This window comes from Billgrantia sp. NRB1 (genome assembly GCF_056921725.1).
Genome location: NZ_CM167783.1, coordinates 1,451,202 through 1,466,512, shown reverse-complemented (window position 1 = coordinate 1,466,512; position 15,311 = coordinate 1,451,202). Strand labels below are relative to the sequence as shown.

Below are 15,311 nucleotides of genomic sequence, written 5' to 3'. Positions count from 1 at the left end.
GCTGCACTCCTATGACGGTCCTGTTGTCGACACCCTCTCACCAGCTGAGCGAACCTGCCTTCGCCGACTGGCTCAGCGAGCGAGCCAGTCGAACAGTTCATCCACCTCACCGGCGGTAAACACCGGGCGACTCGCGGCAAGCCGCGCCGGTGCATGCACGCCCCAGGTCACCGCGACTCGATCCATCCCCAGGGCCCGCGCCATCTCCAGGTCGTACTCGGTATCGCCAACCATCACCGCCTCCTCGACGCCAACGCCGAGCTCATCGAGCAGCTCCTCGAGCATCTGGGGGTGCGGCTTCGAGCGGGTTTCATCGGCGGTGCGGCTGGCGTGAAACCAGCTGCCGCTGTCGCTCTCTCGGAACACGCGATCGAGTCCCCGGCGGCTCTTGCCGGTGGCCACCGCCAGGCGCCGTTCCTGGCGCTCCCGCAGTCTCGCCACGCCGGCCTCCACTCCGGGAAAGAAGCGCATGGGCGTGGTATCGCCCTGCACGAAATGGAAGGCATAGCGGCTGCGCAGCAGCTCGGCGCGGCCGGGATCGATGCCGGGACAGAGCCGCTCGATGGCCTCGGGCAACCCCAGGCCAATGATATCCCGTACCGCCTCGTCGGCCAGCTCCCCCCAGTCGGCATCACGCGATGCCGACTGCATGCTGGACACGATACGGGCGGCGGAATCCATCAGGGTGCCGTCCCAGTCAAAGATCATCAATCGATAGCGCATCAGGGCTCCGGTCGGTCGGGTAGGCTTATCGGGTCGTCCGCGCTTGCCCAAGCACGGCTTCCAGGTCCTCGGGCAGCGGGGCGCGAATCTGCACCGGACGGCCGCTGGTCGGCTCAGGGAAGGTCAGCGAGGTGGCATGCAGGAACAGGCGGGACAGCCCCAGCCGCCTGGCGAGACTCTCGCCCTCCCGGGAGCCGTACTTGTCGTCGCCCAGCAGCGGATGACCGGCATGGGCAGCATGCACGCGAATCTGGTGGGTTCGTCCGGTTACCGGCTCGGCCGCCACCAGGGTGACCTTCTCGAAGGTCTCGCGCACCGCAAACCGCGTGCGCGCCACCTTGCCGTCGGCATCCACCCGCACCCGACGCTCCCCGTTGCCGGCGTCATAGCGGTCAAGTCGGGCGCTGACGAAGTCGCGTCGTGCCGGCCAGCGCCCGGCCACCAGCGCCAGATACTGCTTGTCCATCCGGTGCTGCTTGAGCGAGTCATTGAGCGCCAGCAGGGCCGGACGCGACTTGGCCAGCAGCAGGCAGCCCGAAGTGTCGCGATCCAGGCGGTGGACGAGCTCCAGAAAGTCGAGATCCTCGCGCACCTGGCGCAGCGCTTCGATCAGGCCGATCTTGACCCCGCTTCCGCCGTGCACGGCGAGCCCTGCCGGCTTGTTGATCACCAGCCAGTCGCGCCCCTCCACCAGCACGCTGCCGGCCAGCAGGTTGCGCAGGCTGTCACTGACCGCCCTGACCGCCTCACGCGGCGCCAGCTTGAGGGGAGGAATACGCACCAGGTCACCCACCGCCAGACGGGTATCCGCCTTGACACGCTTCTTGTTGACCCGCACCTCGCCCTTGCGCACGATGCGGTAGACGAGGGTTCGCGGCACGCCTTTCAGGCGCGCCATCAGGAAGTTGTCGACGCGCTGGCCAGCCTGCCCGTCGCCCACTTCCACCCACTGCACATCGCGTCCTTCGGTCATGTGACTCCCGCTCGAGAAATCGTTGTGAATCGGCATTCTAACGCACTCCGCGGCCCCCTGCGCCAATTGCCGCTCTCACCCATTACTGCTATATTGCCAGCTCGCTCGGATGGATCCCTTCGGTCCCATGGCGCCTGCCCGACAGACACGCAGGCCGGAGCGACGAAATCGGGCCGCAACGACCCCCATCAGAGGTCCTGCCGCCGACGAGTGACGTAATAGCTGCAAGACTCAGAGTTAGGGAAACGCTGAACAAATCGCCGAGCGGAGTGAAGCGCAAGGCGCATGGAGCGCAGGAACCGGAGCCTATGCGGTATAGGTGAGGATTCCGACGGTCCGACGCTTCGGCACCGCGCAACGCAGCGATTTGCCCGTGCAGGCATTTGTGCAGTGTTTCCTTAGGTGAAAGACAGCTCAGGCCAGTGCAACACGCGCTGCCCCGATACGAACAAGCAGTAACGCCACGCCCGGATCCCGGCTCGCCAGCACACTGCTGGCGGGCGGTGGCCACGGGAATCGTTCAACATCGTGCCGGTGGCCGGCGTTGGCGAATCGATGAATGCCAGGTGTCTGGCGGTGACCGCAGGGCCGGATGGGAGAAGCCCCACCGAGACATGTCCTGCCTCCGCCGCGTACTCAACATGATCATCTCGAGCCGGCGCTCTACCTGGGCCGGCTCGAGCGGGCGCTACCGTGCATCCGCGACATGCGCTGAGCTACAAGCACGCAGCACCCAGAGGTTCGCCTTCGTCGTCGCCTTCGGGCGCCCACCGGCGCGTCCAGTTTGCGAGACAACATGAAACGGATGCTCATCAATGCGACCCAGCCCGAAGAGCTGCGCGTCGCTCTGGTCGATGGACAGCGCCTCTATGACCTGGACATCGAATCGGGTGCCCGGGAGCAGAAGAAGGCCAACATCTACCGCGGCAAGATCACCCGCGTAGAACCCTCCCTCGAGGCCGCCTTCGTCGACTTCGGCGCCGATCGCCACGGCTTCCTGCCGCTCAAGGAGATCTCCCGCGAATACTTCCTGAAAGAGACGTCGGGACGCCCCAGCATCAAGGAGGTGCTCAAGGAGGGCCAGGAAGTCATCGTTCAGGTCGACAAGGAGGAGCGCGGCAACAAAGGCGCGGCGCTGACCACCTTTATCAGCCTGGCCGGCCGCTTCCTGGTGCTGATGCCCAACAACCCGCGGGCCGGCGGTATCTCCCGGCGCATTGAGGGCGAGGAGCGTAGCCAGCTCAAGGAAGCCATGGGCCAGCTCACCGTCCCCGACAAGATGGGCGTGATCGTGCGCACCGCGGGCATTGGCCGCTCCACCGAAGAGCTGCAGTGGGACCTCGACTACCTGGTTCAGGTGTGGGAGTCGATCACCGAAGAGGCCGGCAAGCGCCCTGCCCCCTTCCTGATCTACCGCGAGTCCAACGTCATCATCCGCGCCATGCGCGACTATCTTCGCCAGGACATCGGCGAGGTGCTGATCGACAGCCCCGAGGTTCACCAGGAGGCGCTGGCCTTCATCCGCCAGGTGATGCCCTCCTACCAGCAGAAGATCAAGCTCTACGCCGACGAAGTGCCGCTCTTCTCGCGCTTCCAGATCGAGTCGCAGATCGAGACCGCCTATGAACGCGAAGTGAAACTGCCCTCCGGCGGCTCCATCGTCATCGACCACACCGAGGCGCTGGTGTCCATCGACATCAACTCGGCACGCGCCACCCGCGGCAGCGATATCGAGGAAACGGCGCTCCAGACCAACCTGGAAGCCGCCGACGAAATCGCCCGCCAGCTGCGGCTGCGCGACATCGGCGGCCTGGTGGTGATCGACTTCATCGACATGAGCCCGGCGCGCAACCAGCGCGAGGTCGAGAACCGCATGCGCGACGCCCTCAAGCTGGATCGCGCCCGGGTGCAGATCGGTCGCATCTCACGCTTCGGGCTGATGGAGATGTCGCGCCAGCGTCTGCGCCCCTCGCTGGGCGAAACCAGCGGCGTGGTCTGTCCGCGCTGTAACGGCCAGGGCACCATCCGCGACGTGCGCTCCCTGTCGCTTTCCATCATGCGCCTGATCGAGGAAGAGGCCATGAAGGAGCGCAGCGCCCAGATTCGCGCCATCCTGCCGGTGCCGGTGGCCACCTACCTGCTCAACGAAAAGCGGGCGGTCCTGGCCGAGATCGAACGCCGCCAGGGGGTGCAGGTCATCATGCTGCCCAACCCCGACATGGACACCCCTCACTACGACGTCCAGCGCCTGCGTGACGACCATGTCGAGGAAGAGGGCGGCGTAGAAAAATCCAGCTTCGAGCTCTCGGTCGATACCGAGGTCGGCAAGGAGCCGGACAGCAGCGGCAGCCGACCGGTCCAGCGCGCCGAAGCGGCAGTCAAAACGGTGATCCATAACGAGCCGGCGCCCAGCTCCCTGCAGGAGGAGCCTGCCAGCCCCGCCCCTCCAACAGCGCCGGTGCCGGCTGCCTCTGGCGTGCTCGGCCGGCTGGTCAAGGGCGTAGCCAAGTGGCTCGGCGGCAGCGAAGAAGAAGCCGGCAGCGAGCCGTCGCGCAAGCCGAGTCCGCCTCAGCAGCCGACTCAGCGCAGCACGACGAACGGCGAGGAGCGTGGCGGCAGAGGCCGCAACCGCCGTCAGCGCAGTGAGCGCGCCGACAGCCGTGACGACGGTCGCGGCCAGCCGCGTGGCCAGGGGCGTCAGCAGGAGACCCGCGGCGACACCCGTCAGGACGGCGAGAGCCGCGGCGGTCGCCCAAGCCGTGGCGGCCGCGGCCAGCGCCCGGACAGAAACCAGCAGGAGGATGGCCGTCAGGGTGGTCGCGGCCAGCAGGAGAGCGGAAGCCGTCAGGCCGGCCCGCAGTCCGGCGGCCGCGATACAGCGCCCCGCCGCCAGAAGCCGGAGAGTGCCGACAAGGCGCCGGGAAAAACCACCGAGGCGCCGGGAAAAACCACCGAGAAGGTAGCCGAGGCCGCGGAAAAGCCAGAGAACGGCAAGCCCAAGCGCACCCGCAACAACCCGCGCAACCGCTCGCGCCAGCATGCCCTCAACCCCCAGGCCGAGGCCGAGCAGAAGCGGCTGCAGGCACAAGCCGCCGCGGCTCAGCCAGCAGAGGGGGCTGAGGCGCCCAAGGCCGAGACCAAGGCCGAGCCCAAGCCGGCCGAGAAGGCCGCCGAGGCGCCCAAGGCCGACGCCAAGCCTGACGCCAAGCCGGCCGAGAAGGCTGCCGAAGCGCCCAAGGCCGACGTCAAGCCTGACGCCAAGTCGGCCGAGAAGGCCGCCGAGGCGCCCAAGGCCGAGACCAAGGCTGACGCCAAGCCGGCCGAGAAGGCCGCCGAGGCGCCCAAGGCTGAGACCAAGGCTGACGCCAAGCCGGCCGAGAAGGCCGAGAAGGCCGAGAAGGCCGAGAAGGCCGCCGAGGCGCCCAAGGCCGACGCCAAGCCTGAGCCCAAGCCGGCCGAGAAGGCCGCCGAAGCGCCCAAGGCCGACGCCAAGCCGGCCGAAAAGGCCGCCGAGGCGCCCAAGGCCGACGCCAAGCCCGAGCTTAAACAAGAGCCCAAGCCGGCCGAGAAGGCCGCCGAAGCGCCCAAGGCCGACGCCAAGCCTGAGCCCAAACCGGCCGAGAAGGCCGCCGAAGCGCCCAAGGCCGACGCCAAGCCTGAGCCCAAACCGGCCGAAAAGGCCGCCGAAGCGCCCAAGGCCGACGCCAAGCCTGAGCCCAAGCCGGCCAAAAAGGCCGCCGAGGCGCCCAAGGCCGAGACCAAGGCGGACGCGAAGCCCGAGCCCGAAAAGGCCGCCGAAGCGCCCAAGGCCGAGACCAAAGCTGACGCCAAGCCGGCCGAGAAGGCCGCCGAGGCGCCCAAGGCCGAGGCCGAGACAGCCGCCGCCGGTAGCGATGACAGTGACAAGCCTTCAGCGGCATCCCGGCGCCGTCGGCGCCGCGCCCACAACGACCCGCGGGAAATCCGCCGCCGGGAGCAGGAAGGCAAGGCGCAGGACGGCAAGCAGGGCTAGACCAGCCCCTGCACCATAGCGACGACGCCCGCGCAGATTGCGCGGGCGTCGTCCGTTAGGGCCGGCGGCTTTCTTGGGCTCAGCCGGCCAGCCGCGGCTCACGCTCCAGCGTCACCGCGAAGCGGGCGTATACCCGCGCCGCTACCCCCTCGGCAAAGGCCAGCAGCTCGGCGGCACTGCCGCCGCCGAAGTGCACCAGCACCAGCGCCTGGCGCTCATGCACACCGAAGTGACCAGCCCGCCAGCCCTTGAGGCCGCAGCGGTCGATCAGCCAGCCGGCAGCCAGCTTGACCCGTCCATCGGCCTGCACGAATTGGGGCATCTCGGGGTAGTCGGCCAGCAGCGCTTCGGCCTGTGCCCTCTCTACCACCGGATTCTTGAAAAAGCTGCCGGCGTTGGCAAGCGTTGCCGGGTCGGGAAGCTTCTCGCCACGTATCGCACAAACCGCCTCGGCCACGGCCAGCGGCGTGGGCTCTCCCCTTACCCGACTTGCCAGGTCGCCGTAATCGAGCCGAGGCCGCGGCGCTCTCGACAGCCGTAGCACCAGGCGGGTGATGACCACGCGCCCGGCAAGCTCGCCCTTGAAGATGCTGTCGCGATAGCCGAAGGCACAGTCGGCGGGGGTGAACAGCGCGTCGCGGCCATCCTCCAGGTAGCGCAGATGCACCGCCTCGAGCACATCGTCGAGCTCCACGCCGTAGGCGCCGATGTTCTGGATCGGCGCGGCACCGCAGTGGCCGGGTATCAGTGCCAGGTTCTCGACGCCCCACAGCCCGTGGGCGGCTAGCGTCATCACCAGCGCGTGCCAGTTGACACCGGCCTCGGCGTGAACGCGTACGCTACCGGCATCGCCCTCCTCCAGCCACCAGCCGGCCATCGCCGGCTGCACCACCAGTCCAGGCAGGCGCTGGGGCAGGATCAGGTTACTCCCCCCGCCCAGCAGGGTCAGCGGCCAGCCCCGCCGGGCCGCCAACTGTAGCACCTCGCGAAGCGGAGCGTCGCCGTCGGGCGCCGCGAACCGCTCTGCCATGCAGGGCAGTCCCAGGGTGTTGGCCCGCGTCAGGTCGTGTTCGGCAAGGATCGTCGCGCTCAACGCCGCCCCGCCTCGAGACGCTGACGAATTTCCGCCACCAGCCCCCGGGAGGCCGCCTCGATCAGATCGAGTACTTCTTCGAACCCCTGCTCACCGCCGTAGTAGGGATCGGGCACCGCGCGATCCGGCTCGCCGGCGAAGGCCAGGAAAAGCCCGAGATGGGAGGCACAATCGGGCGGTCGGCGCGTCTCCAGGACCGCCAGGTTGTCGTGATCCATGGCCAGCAGGTAATCGAAATGCTGGAAATCCGCGTCGCTGAGCTGGCGGGCGCGCAGCTGGCCAAGCTCGATACCGCGACGAGCCGCAGCCTGCTGGGCCCGTGAATCCGGCGCCTTGCCCACGTGCCACGACCCGACGCCGCAGGAGTCGACCTCTACCCCGTCGGAGAGCCCCTCCGCCGCCAGCTGGCGGCGAAACACACCCTCGGCGGTGGGCGAGCGGCAAATATTGCCAAGACAGACAAAGAGCACACGCATGGTCAGCCTCCTCGCTTGGTTGTGTCCAGCAGCGCTCGCACGCGCTCCAGGTCCTCCAGCGTATCGACGCCGGCAGGGTTGGGTTCGCGTGCCAGCGCCACCTGGATGGCGTGGCCGTGGTGCAGCGCGCGCAGCTGCTCCAGCTGCTCGCGCTGCTCCAGCGGCGACGGCGGCCAGCGGCGATACTCGGCAAGAAAGCCGGCCCGATAGGCATAGAGCCCAATGTGGCGCAGCCAGGTATCGCCCACCAGGGGGGCGGGCAAGGCCTTGCCACGCCAGCTTCCCGGCTCCCAGGCGGCTCTATCCCAGGGCACCGGGGCCCGGGAGAAGTAGAGGGCCCGGCCGGAGTGGGCCCGGACCACCTTGACCACATTGGGGTTGAACAGCGCCTCGACGTCGTCGATCGGCTCGGCCAGGGTGGCAATCGAGGCCGCCGGGTCATCGAACAGCCGCGCCGCCACCTGGTCGATCAAGCCAGGGGGAATCAGCGGCTCGTCGCCCTGGACATTGACTAGCACCGCCTCGTCGGCCAGCCCCAGCCGGTCGGCCACTTCGGCCAGGCGGTCGGTGCCCGAGGGATGGTCATCTCGGGTCATCACCACTTCGGCGCCCCAGGGCACCAGGGCCTCGCGGATGCGCGGGTCATCGGTGGCGACCACCACCCGCGACGCCGCACTCTCACAGGCCCGCCGCCAGACATGGGCGACCATCGGCGCACCGGCAATGTCGAGCAGCGGCTTGCCCGGCAGCCGCGAGGCACCGTAGCGAGCCGGTATCACCGCGACGAAGTCGTTGTCGTCGGCTGTCACTTGCGTCGCCCTCATGGCTCGCCCGTGCGTCCCGGCGAGGGCGGCAACTTCTCGTCGACGTCCATCTGGCGCGCCTCCTCAGGCAGCATCACCGGGATACCGTCGCGAATCGGATAGGCCAGGCCGTCGAAATGGCAGCACAGCTCTTCACGCTCCCGGTCATATTTCAGCTTGCCCTTGCACAGCGGGCAGACCAGCATCGCCAGCAGTTCCTTGTCCATCATTGCACCTCCACACGGGAAATCATCCGCCGCCGGCCTGGGCCCGCGGGGTCACTCAGAAACCGTTCCGTCACTCTGCAACGCCGCGATGCGCCGGGAAAGCCAGGCGCCAAAGCCTGGCGCGGGCTCCGCCTCCACCTCCAGCACCCAGCCGTTGGCCGCCGCAAAGGTCCGACACTTCTCGGCATCCTTGGCGGTCATCACCACCGGCCGACTATCGCCGAACTCGAGATCGGCGCGGCTGAAGCGGTGATGGTCGGCGAAGGGGTGCCCCACTACCTCCAGACCCAGGCCCTCGAGGGTGGCAAAGAAGCGCCCCGGATTGCCGATGCCGGCCACCGCGTGCACCGGCCCGGCAAATGGCGGCGGCGCCACTCCATGGGCCGAGCCATCGGCCAGGGAGCGCCAGCGCTGCGGCGCCAGGCGAAACGCCCAGGCTCCCTCCGGTGGGGGGAAGGCCGGTTCGCCGTTGATCAGCAGCGCATCGACCTGCGCCAGGCGCGTCAGCGGCTCGCGCAGCGGCCCGGCGGGCAGACAGTGTCCATTACCAAAGCCGCGGGCGCCGTCGACCACCACCAGCTCGATATCGCGCCCCAGCGCCAGGTGCTGCAGGCCGTCGTCACTGATCAGGATATCGCAGCCCAGCTCGCACAGCATCCGCGCCCCGCGCGGCCGGTCCGGGTCCACCACCACCGGCAGGCCGGTCTGGCGGGCCAGCATGCGCGGCTCGTCGCCGCACTGGGCGACCGGGGTGTCGTCCAGCACCCGCAGCGGATAGCCGGCCGCCTTGCCGCCATAGCCCCGGGAGACGATGCCCGGCCGCCACCCCTGCTCGCTGAGGTAGCGACCCAGCCAGGCCACCAGCGGCGACTTGCCGGTGCCGCCCAGGGTGATGTTGCCCACCACGACCACCGGCACCTCGGCCCGCCACACCGGGCGCCGCCCGTCACGGTAGGCAGCGGCACGGCGCGTGATCGCCAGCCGATAGAGCGCCGCCAGGGGGCGCAGCAGTGCCAGCCAGGGAGCGCCGCGATAGGCGGCCTCGAGCCAGCGCTCCCCCAGGCCCATCATGACTCCTGAAACTGCAGCCGATGCAGGGCGGCATAGGCGCCGTCGCGGGCCAGCAGCTCGGCGTGGGAGCCCTGCTCGACGATGCGGCCCTGCTCCATGACGAGGATGCGGTCGGCGCGCTCGATGGTGGAGAGGCGATGGGCGATGACGAAGGTGGTACGACCGCGGCACACCTCCTCTAGGGCCGCCTGGATGTAGCGCTCCGACTCGGTATCCAGGGCCGAGGTGGCCTCGTCGAGAATCAGCAGCGGTGCATCCTTGAAGATGGCCCGGGCGATGGCCAGGCGCTGGCGCTGGCCGCCAGACAGCATCACGCCGTTATCGCCCACCACGGTGGCATAGCCCTCGGGCAGCTGCTCGATGAACTCGTGGGCGTGGGCGGCCCGGGCCGCCGCCTCGACCGCAGCCGGGTCGGCGCCGGGCTCACCGTAGGCGATATTGTCGGCGATGCTGGTATTGAACAGAGTGACCTGCTGGGAGACCAGGGCGATCTGGCGGCGCAGTGGGGCCAGCCGGTAGTCGTCCAGGGGCACCTCGTCGATAAGCAGTCGCCCCTGGGTGGGCCGGTAGAAGCGCGGCAGCAGGCCAACCAGGGTCGACTTGCCGCTGCCCGAACGGCCGACGATGGCCACCATCTCCCCGGCCCGCACGCTCAGATCGATCCCCTTGAGCACCTCCGGCTGATCCTCGCCGTAGCGAAAGCGCACCCCCTTGAACACCACCCGGCCGCTGAGGCGCCCCGGCTCCACGCGGCCCTCATCGGGCTCGGCGGGCACCTCCAGCAGGCCGAACAGCTCGGCGGAGGCGGCGATCCCCTTCTGGATCTCGCTGTTGACCTCGGTGAGCTGGCGCACCGGCTTGGCCATCAGCGATGCCGCGGTGATGAAGGCCACGAACTCCCCGGGCGTCATGTCGGCCATCAGCGCCGGCGACATCGCCAGCCACACCAGCACCGCCAGCGACAGCGCCACCAGCAGCTGGATCACCGGGGTGCTGATCGCCTTGGTCAACGCCTCCTTCATGCTTTGCTGACGGTTGTAGTCGCTGGCCGCGGCGAAGCGGGCCTTTTCGAAGGCCTCGGCGCCGTGGGTGCGCACCACCCGGTAGCCGGTCAGCGCCTCGGAGGCCACATGGGTGACATCGCCCATGGAGTGCTGAATGCGCCGTGAGATACGCCGGAAGCGTTTGCTGGCATAGCGGACCACGCCGCCGATCAGCGGGGTCACCGCCAGGAACAGCAGCGTCAGCATCCAGTTGGTCCACAGCAGGTAGCCCAGCAGCCCCAGCACGAAGAGCCCCTCGCGCAGCACGATGGTCACCGCCTTGGTGGCGGCACCGGTGACCTGCTCCACGTGGTAGGTGACCCGCGAGATGAGATGGCCGCTGGAGTGGGCATCGAAGAAGCGCCCCGGCAGGTGCAGCATATGATCGAAAACATTGCAGCGCAGCGCATGGACCACGTTGCGCGCCACGTTGCTCATGAAGTAGGTGCCCAGGAAGGTGCCGAGTCCCCGGGCGGCGAACATGCCCACCACGAACAGCGGCAGGAACAGCCGGAAACTGGCGGTGGGGTCCTGGATGCCGTCGATCAGACGCTTCATCATCTCCGCCAGGGCGGTGCTGGAGGCGGCATAGATGGCATAGCCGAGGATAGCCAGCAGGAAGGAAACCCAGTGCGGTTTCACATAGCCCAGCAGGCGCCGGTAGAGCGTCCAGCCCGAACGTTGGGTGCCGTCTTGAGTCACGGTGTCTCCGTTGGCAGCGGTGGCGCGGTGGCGTCTCGAGTGGCGATACGGACCCGCTGGATACCCAGCGCCCCTGCCTGGTCGAGGGCTCTAACCACGTCGGCATGGGCGGCACGGGCGTCGGCCTCCACCACCAGGCCGTGCTGCCGGGCCGGCTCGGCCTCCGCCGCCAGGGCCTCGGCGAGCCCCGCCGCGGCGAGGTCGCGGTCACCGAGCCGGTAGCCTCCCTGTTCGGTGACCACCAGGGTCACCGGCGACGACTCCAGGTCGGTGCCGGCGACGCTCTCCGGCAGGGTGAGCTCCAGCGCCTGGCGGGTCTCGAAGGTGGTGGAGACCATGAAGAAGATCAACAGCAGGAAGACGACATCGATCAGCGGCGTGAGGTTGACCTCCACCGGATCGCGGCGCCGGCGCACGAACCTCACGAGCGCTTCACCTCCGGCGCGATGCGCCCGTCGGCCTCGCGCCGATCATCCGCGGCCCGAGCGCCGCCGCGAGGCTCGCTCTCCGGGCCTTCGCTGACGCCGAGTTCCCCCTGATAGTGGGCGAGAAACTCGACGACCTGCCCGGCCTGCTCCTCCATGCGCACGGTGATGTCCTCGACCCGGCGCTGGAAATAGCGGTGGAACATCAGCGCGGGGATGGCCACGGTGAGGCCGGCGGCGGTGGTCACCAGGGCCCGGGAGATCCCGCCCGCCAGGTCGGCGGTACGGCCGACGCCGTCGCCGGCCACGATCACTGCGAACACCTCGATCATGCCCACCACCGTGCCCAGCAGGCCGATCAGCGGGGTGATGGCGGCGATGGTGCCCAGCGGGCTCAGGAAGCGCTCCATGTCGTGGATCACCGCGGTGGCGGCCTCCTGCAGCCGAGCGCGCACCTGCTCATGACCCAGCCGCGCATTGCGCAGCCCGGCGGCCAGCACCCCGCCCAGCGGCGAGTGGGCCTCCAGCCAGTAGAGATTGACCTGGCCGCGCACCACCAGGCCGCAGACTTCCTGGCCCAGGCCATACGGGGCGATGCGCCGGACGCGCAGGGTCCACAGGCGCTCGATAACGATCACCGTGGCCACCAGCGAACAGCCCAGCAGGGGCAGCATCAGCCATCCCCCGGCGACGAGCGCATCCATCACGTCCATCCTCACCTCTCCTCACGCGGCCCGGACGGCATCCGGGCAGGCCATCAGTGGGGCGATTCTACCGCATGGCACCCCCCTTCGACACCGCCGCGGCGCCAGGGAGCCTTGCGCTCGGTCGCCGGTGCCACACCGTCGTCACGGCCAAGCCACAGGGTCACGGCGCCATCCTCGGCGGTGCTCCATTGGCAGCTGCCGGCGCGCCGGAAACGCCGCACCACCTCGGCGTGGGGATGACCGAAGGCACTGTGGCGGCCGGCGCTGTAGATCACGTGCTCGGGCGAGAGCCGCTGGACCAGCTGCGGGCCCGAGCTGGTGCGACTGCCGTGATGGCCGGCGACCAGCACAGTGACCGGCCCCTCGACATCGCGCAGGAATGTGCGCTCCACTCGGCGCCCCGCGTCACCGGTGATCAGCAGCCGATGCTCCCCGACGCTCACGTCGAGCACGCAGGAGCGGTCGTTGCTGGAGAGCGCCTGCGTCTCCTTCGGCGGCCACAGCACCCGGTAGCGTATCCCGTCGCGCTCCCATCGCTGTCCGCGACGGCAGGGCGCAAAGGGCACGCCGATCGCTTCGCCCGGCGGGGCCAGAAACTCGCCCACCCGGTGCTGCTCGGCCAGCAGCGGTACGCCGCCGGCATGGTCCAGGTCGTCATGGCTGACCATCACCGCATCGAAGCGCTGCCCCGGCGGCCAAAGAGCTGCCAGCGGGGTAAAGCCGGAACGGAAACGCGGCCCGGTATCGTAGAGCAGCCGGTAGCCGGCGCTGCGCAGCTCCACCAGCTGCCCCTGCCCCACGTCCTGCACCCGGACCCGCAACGTGCCGGGTTCCGGCTCGGGGGGGGCCAGGGTCAGCATGGCGATCGCCAGTAGCGCGCTGCCCCCGAGGCGCAGCCCCATGGTCAGGGCGGGCAGCGACCAGAGCAGTGCCACCAGCCCCAGCATCAGCGCCAGCGGCAGCACCGTTTCGGGGGCCGGCCACCAGGGCGGCAGCCAGCTCACGGCGAAGGCGAGCAGTGCGATCAGCGCCCGGGCCAGGCGCTCGAAGAGCCACCAGCACAGCGCCGACAGGGGGGGCAAAGGGGTCAGCAGCCAGCCTGCCAGCCCCAGCGGCACCAGCAGCGAGCTGACCAGCGGCACCGCCACCAGGTTGACCAGCGGGGCGGCCGGCGCCAGTCGCGCGAAGGCGAGCAGGACGGCGGCGGCCATCAGCGGTGCCAGCAGCAGCTGGGTGCGCACCAGCGCCCAGACCCAGCCGCGCACGCCTCGAGGCCGCGCACGCCCCTGCCAGATCAGGATCAGCAGCGCCACGGCCACGAAGGAGAGCCACAGCCCCGGGCGCCACACCGACAGCGGGTCGACCAGGACCACCAGCCCCAGCGCCAACCACCAGGCCTGCCAGGGCCCGGGGGCGTGGCGCCCGCTTGCCACCCAGAGCCCCACCAGGGTCATCAGCATGGCGCGCATCGCCGGCGGCTGCAGCCCCGACAGCCAGGCGTAACCAACGGCCGCGGCACCGGCCAGCCACCAGGGCCAGGTCGCCAGGCGCCAGCGACCGGGGGTCATCAGCCGCGCCGCACCGCGTGCCACCAGCAGGGTGAAGGTGGCCACCAGGCCCACGTGCAGCCCCGAAATCACCATCAGATGAGTGGTGCCGCTGGCGTTGAGCAGCGCCCAGTCGTCGCGTTCGAGCCGATCGCCGGCGCCCAGGGTCAGCGCCGCCAGCCAGCGACTCGCCGTCGGCGACAGGTCGCGCTCGTCGAGATGGGCCAGCGCCAGGCGCCGCGGCGAGGGCCCCGGGAGCGCCAGCCGCCGCGGCGCCGGCTCGCTTCGCACATAGCCGGTGGCCTGAATGCCCTCCCGCCATAGCCAGGCGCGGTAATCGAAGGCGCCGGGATTGGCGAAGCCCGCCGGCGGACGCAGCCTCACGGTCAGCGCCCAGCGTTCGCCGGGCTGCATGGCTGGGGCCTGGAAATGGCTGAGTCGAATGCGCCGCAGCTCGTCGCAGGGCAGCCGGCCTGCGGCCAGCGGACGGCAGTCGTCGACGCGCACCAGCAGGCGGGTCAGCGCTCCCTGGGTCGTGACCGACTCGAGCCGCCCCTCCACCGCCAGGTCGGCCCGCAGAAGGCCGTCAGGCAGATCCGCCCCCCGGGCCAGCAGCAGCTGCCCCGCCGTCAGCGCCACCACCGCCCCCAGTCCCACCAGACGCCAGCGCCCCGCCGCGACCAGGCCCAAGAGTGCGATCCCCCAGGCCTCCGCTACGCCCGGCGGCGACAGCCAACCCAGCGCCACACCGCCCAGACTCGCCAGCGCCAGCGGCAACGCCACTCCCATACGCACTCCCTTGCCCAGCGGCCGTCGCCCCGGCGAACGGGGACGACGCGCCTTCCCTGGCCTCGCATGCGCGCCCGACCTATTCACGCCACGGCATAGCGACGCCCTCGCCTTCCATGGATAATAGCCCGGTCATCAAGCAGCGAGCCAAGTCGACATGCCGCGCCGATTCCTGCAGCGCTACATGCCCAAGCCCGAGACGCTCAGTCGCCAGCGCTCCCTGCGCTTCATGAGCCATCTGATCGCCGACCCCGGCCTGTGGATTCTTTCGCGGCGCAGCGTCGCCAACGCCTTCTCGGTGGGACTGTTCAGCGCCATGCTGCCGATCCCCTTCCAGATGGTGGTGGCCGCCTTCGGCGCCTGGGTGCTGCGCTGCAACCTGCCCCTGTCGGTGGGGCTGGTGTGGATCACCAACCCCCTGACCATGCCGCTGATCTTCTACGGCAACTACCGACTCGGCGCCTGGCTGATGCAGGCCCCGGCCCGAGAGGCGCCAGAGCGTGTCTCCACGCGCTGGATCGCCGAGCAGATGGCCGACATCCTGCCGGCACTGGCCGTCGGCTCGATGGCCTCGGCGCTTATCGCGGGCCTGCTCGGCAACGTGGTCATTCGCCTGATCTGGCGCTGGCAGGTGTCGCGCAGCTGGAAGCGGCGCACCCAGAAGCGCCGCGGAAGACGGCGCGAACTAGAAGAGTGATCCCGGCCCGAGCGGGTCGGGGT

General features: G+C 69.6%; 13 protein-coding genes. 2 read left to right on the top strand and 11 right to left on the bottom strand.

Going from position 1 to position 15,311, the window contains the following annotated elements; translation table 11 throughout:
• Positions 1-72: 72 nt before the first annotated feature.
• A complete protein-coding gene (locus ACZIYR_RS06615; RefSeq protein ID WP_483528640.1) occupies positions 73-723 on the bottom strand; it encodes an HAD-IA family hydrolase in 651 nt (216 codons plus the stop codon).
• Positions 724-748: 25 nt separating this feature from the next.
• The gene (locus ACZIYR_RS06610; protein WP_473032967.1) at positions 749-1,696 is read right to left on the bottom strand and encodes an RluA family pseudouridine synthase; all 948 of its coding nucleotides are present in this window, start codon (positions 1,694-1,696) and stop codon (positions 749-751) included.
• Between the two features lie 796 nt (positions 1,697-2,492).
• Between ACZIYR_RS06610 and rne the strand changes: the two genes are divergently transcribed.
• A complete protein-coding gene (gene rne, locus ACZIYR_RS06605) occupies positions 2,493-5,708 on the top strand; it encodes a ribonuclease E (protein ID WP_483528639.1) in 3,216 nt (1,071 codons plus the stop codon).
• 79 nt (positions 5,709-5,787) lie between these two features.
• On the opposite strand, the gene murB is transcribed toward rne, so the two are convergent.
• Genes murB through ACZIYR_RS06560 form a run of 9 tightly spaced genes read right to left on the bottom strand, consistent with a single transcriptional unit; the run spans position 5,788 to position 14,591 of the window.
• Positions 5,788-6,801, bottom strand: coding sequence for a UDP-N-acetylmuramate dehydrogenase (gene murB / locus ACZIYR_RS06600; protein ID WP_483528638.1), 1,014 nt, complete (start codon positions 6,799-6,801; stop codon positions 5,788-5,790).
• The gene (locus tag ACZIYR_RS06595) at positions 6,798-7,277 is read right to left on the bottom strand and encodes a low molecular weight protein-tyrosine-phosphatase (RefSeq protein ID WP_473032964.1); all 480 of its coding nucleotides are present in this window, start codon (positions 7,275-7,277) and stop codon (positions 6,798-6,800) included. Before ACZIYR_RS06595 ends, murB begins: the two co-directional genes overlap by 4 nt.
• A gap of 2 nt (positions 7,278-7,279) precedes the next feature.
• A complete protein-coding gene (kdsB, locus tag ACZIYR_RS06590; RefSeq protein WP_483528637.1) occupies positions 7,280-8,101 on the bottom strand; it encodes a 3-deoxy-manno-octulosonate cytidylyltransferase in 822 nt (273 codons plus the stop codon).
• The gene (locus ACZIYR_RS06585) at positions 8,098-8,307 is read right to left on the bottom strand and encodes a Trm112 family protein (RefSeq protein ID WP_473035005.1); all 210 of its coding nucleotides are present in this window, start codon (positions 8,305-8,307) and stop codon (positions 8,098-8,100) included. Before ACZIYR_RS06585 ends, kdsB begins: the two co-directional genes overlap by 4 nt.
• Positions 8,308-8,358: 51 nt before the next feature.
• Positions 8,359-9,375 carry a tetraacyldisaccharide 4'-kinase gene (lpxK, locus tag ACZIYR_RS06580; protein ID WP_483528636.1) on the bottom strand — a complete coding sequence of 339 codons (1,017 nt, stop codon included), beginning with the start codon at positions 9,373-9,375 and terminating at the stop codon, positions 8,359-8,361.
• The gene (msbA, locus tag ACZIYR_RS06575) at positions 9,375-11,123 is read right to left on the bottom strand and encodes a lipid A export permease/ATP-binding protein MsbA (RefSeq protein ID WP_483528635.1); all 1,749 of its coding nucleotides are present in this window, start codon (positions 11,121-11,123) and stop codon (positions 9,375-9,377) included. Before msbA ends, lpxK begins: the two co-directional genes overlap by 1 nt.
• Positions 11,120-11,548 carry an ExbD/TolR family protein gene (locus ACZIYR_RS06570; RefSeq protein ID WP_473032962.1) on the bottom strand — a complete coding sequence of 143 codons (429 nt, stop codon included), beginning with the start codon at positions 11,546-11,548 and terminating at the stop codon, positions 11,120-11,122. Before ACZIYR_RS06570 ends, msbA begins: the two co-directional genes overlap by 4 nt.
• Positions 11,545-12,261 (bottom strand): MotA/TolQ/ExbB proton channel family protein, encoded by a 717-nt coding sequence (locus tag ACZIYR_RS06565; RefSeq protein ID WP_473032961.1) that lies wholly within the window; start codon positions 12,259-12,261, stop codon positions 11,545-11,547. The genes ACZIYR_RS06570 and ACZIYR_RS06565 overlap by 4 nt, the downstream gene beginning before the upstream one ends.
• A 44-nt stretch (positions 12,262-12,305) precedes the next feature.
• Positions 12,306-14,591: a DNA internalization-related competence protein ComEC/Rec2 gene (locus tag ACZIYR_RS06560; RefSeq protein ID WP_483528634.1), complete on the bottom strand. Its 2,286-nt coding sequence runs from the start codon at positions 14,589-14,591 to the stop codon at positions 12,306-12,308.
• Between the two features lie 157 nt (positions 14,592-14,748).
• Between ACZIYR_RS06560 and ACZIYR_RS06555 the strand changes: the two genes are divergently transcribed.
• A complete protein-coding gene (locus ACZIYR_RS06555; protein WP_483528633.1) occupies positions 14,749-15,288 on the top strand; it encodes a DUF2062 domain-containing protein in 540 nt (179 codons plus the stop codon).
• Positions 15,289-15,311: the final 23 nt, after the last annotated feature.

Excerpts from the sequence above, each read along its gene's own strand:
- ACZIYR_RS06615 (WP_483528640.1), bottom strand. The coding sequence starts at position 723 with ATGCGCTATCGATTGATGATCTTTGACTGGGACGGCACCCTGATGGAT.
- ACZIYR_RS06610 (WP_473032967.1), bottom strand. The coding sequence starts at position 1,696 with ATGACCGAAGGACGCGATGTGCAGTGGGTGGAAGTGGGCGACGGGCAG.
- rne (WP_483528639.1), top strand. The coding sequence starts at position 2,493 with ATGAAACGGATGCTCATCAATGCGACCCAGCCCGAAGAGCTGCGCGTC.
- ACZIYR_RS06595 (WP_473032964.1), bottom strand. The coding sequence starts at position 7,277 with ATGCGTGTGCTCTTTGTCTGTCTTGGCAATATTTGCCGCTCGCCCACC.
- kdsB (WP_483528637.1), bottom strand. The coding sequence starts at position 8,101 with ATGAGGGCGACGCAAGTGACAGCCGACGACAACGACTTCGTCGCGGTG.
- ACZIYR_RS06585 (WP_473035005.1), bottom strand. The coding sequence starts at position 8,307 with ATGGACAAGGAACTGCTGGCGATGCTGGTCTGCCCGCTGTGCAAGGGC.
- lpxK (WP_483528636.1), bottom strand. The coding sequence starts at position 9,375 with ATGGGCCTGGGGGAGCGCTGGCTCGAGGCCGCCTATCGCGGCGCTCCC.
- ACZIYR_RS06565 (WP_473032961.1), bottom strand. The coding sequence starts at position 12,261 with ATGGACGTGATGGATGCGCTCGTCGCCGGGGGATGGCTGATGCTGCCC.
- ACZIYR_RS06560 (WP_483528634.1), bottom strand. The coding sequence starts at position 14,591 with ATGGGAGTGGCGTTGCCGCTGGCGCTGGCGAGTCTGGGCGGTGTGGCG.
- ACZIYR_RS06555 (WP_483528633.1), top strand. The coding sequence starts at position 14,749 with ATGCCGCGCCGATTCCTGCAGCGCTACATGCCCAAGCCCGAGACGCTC.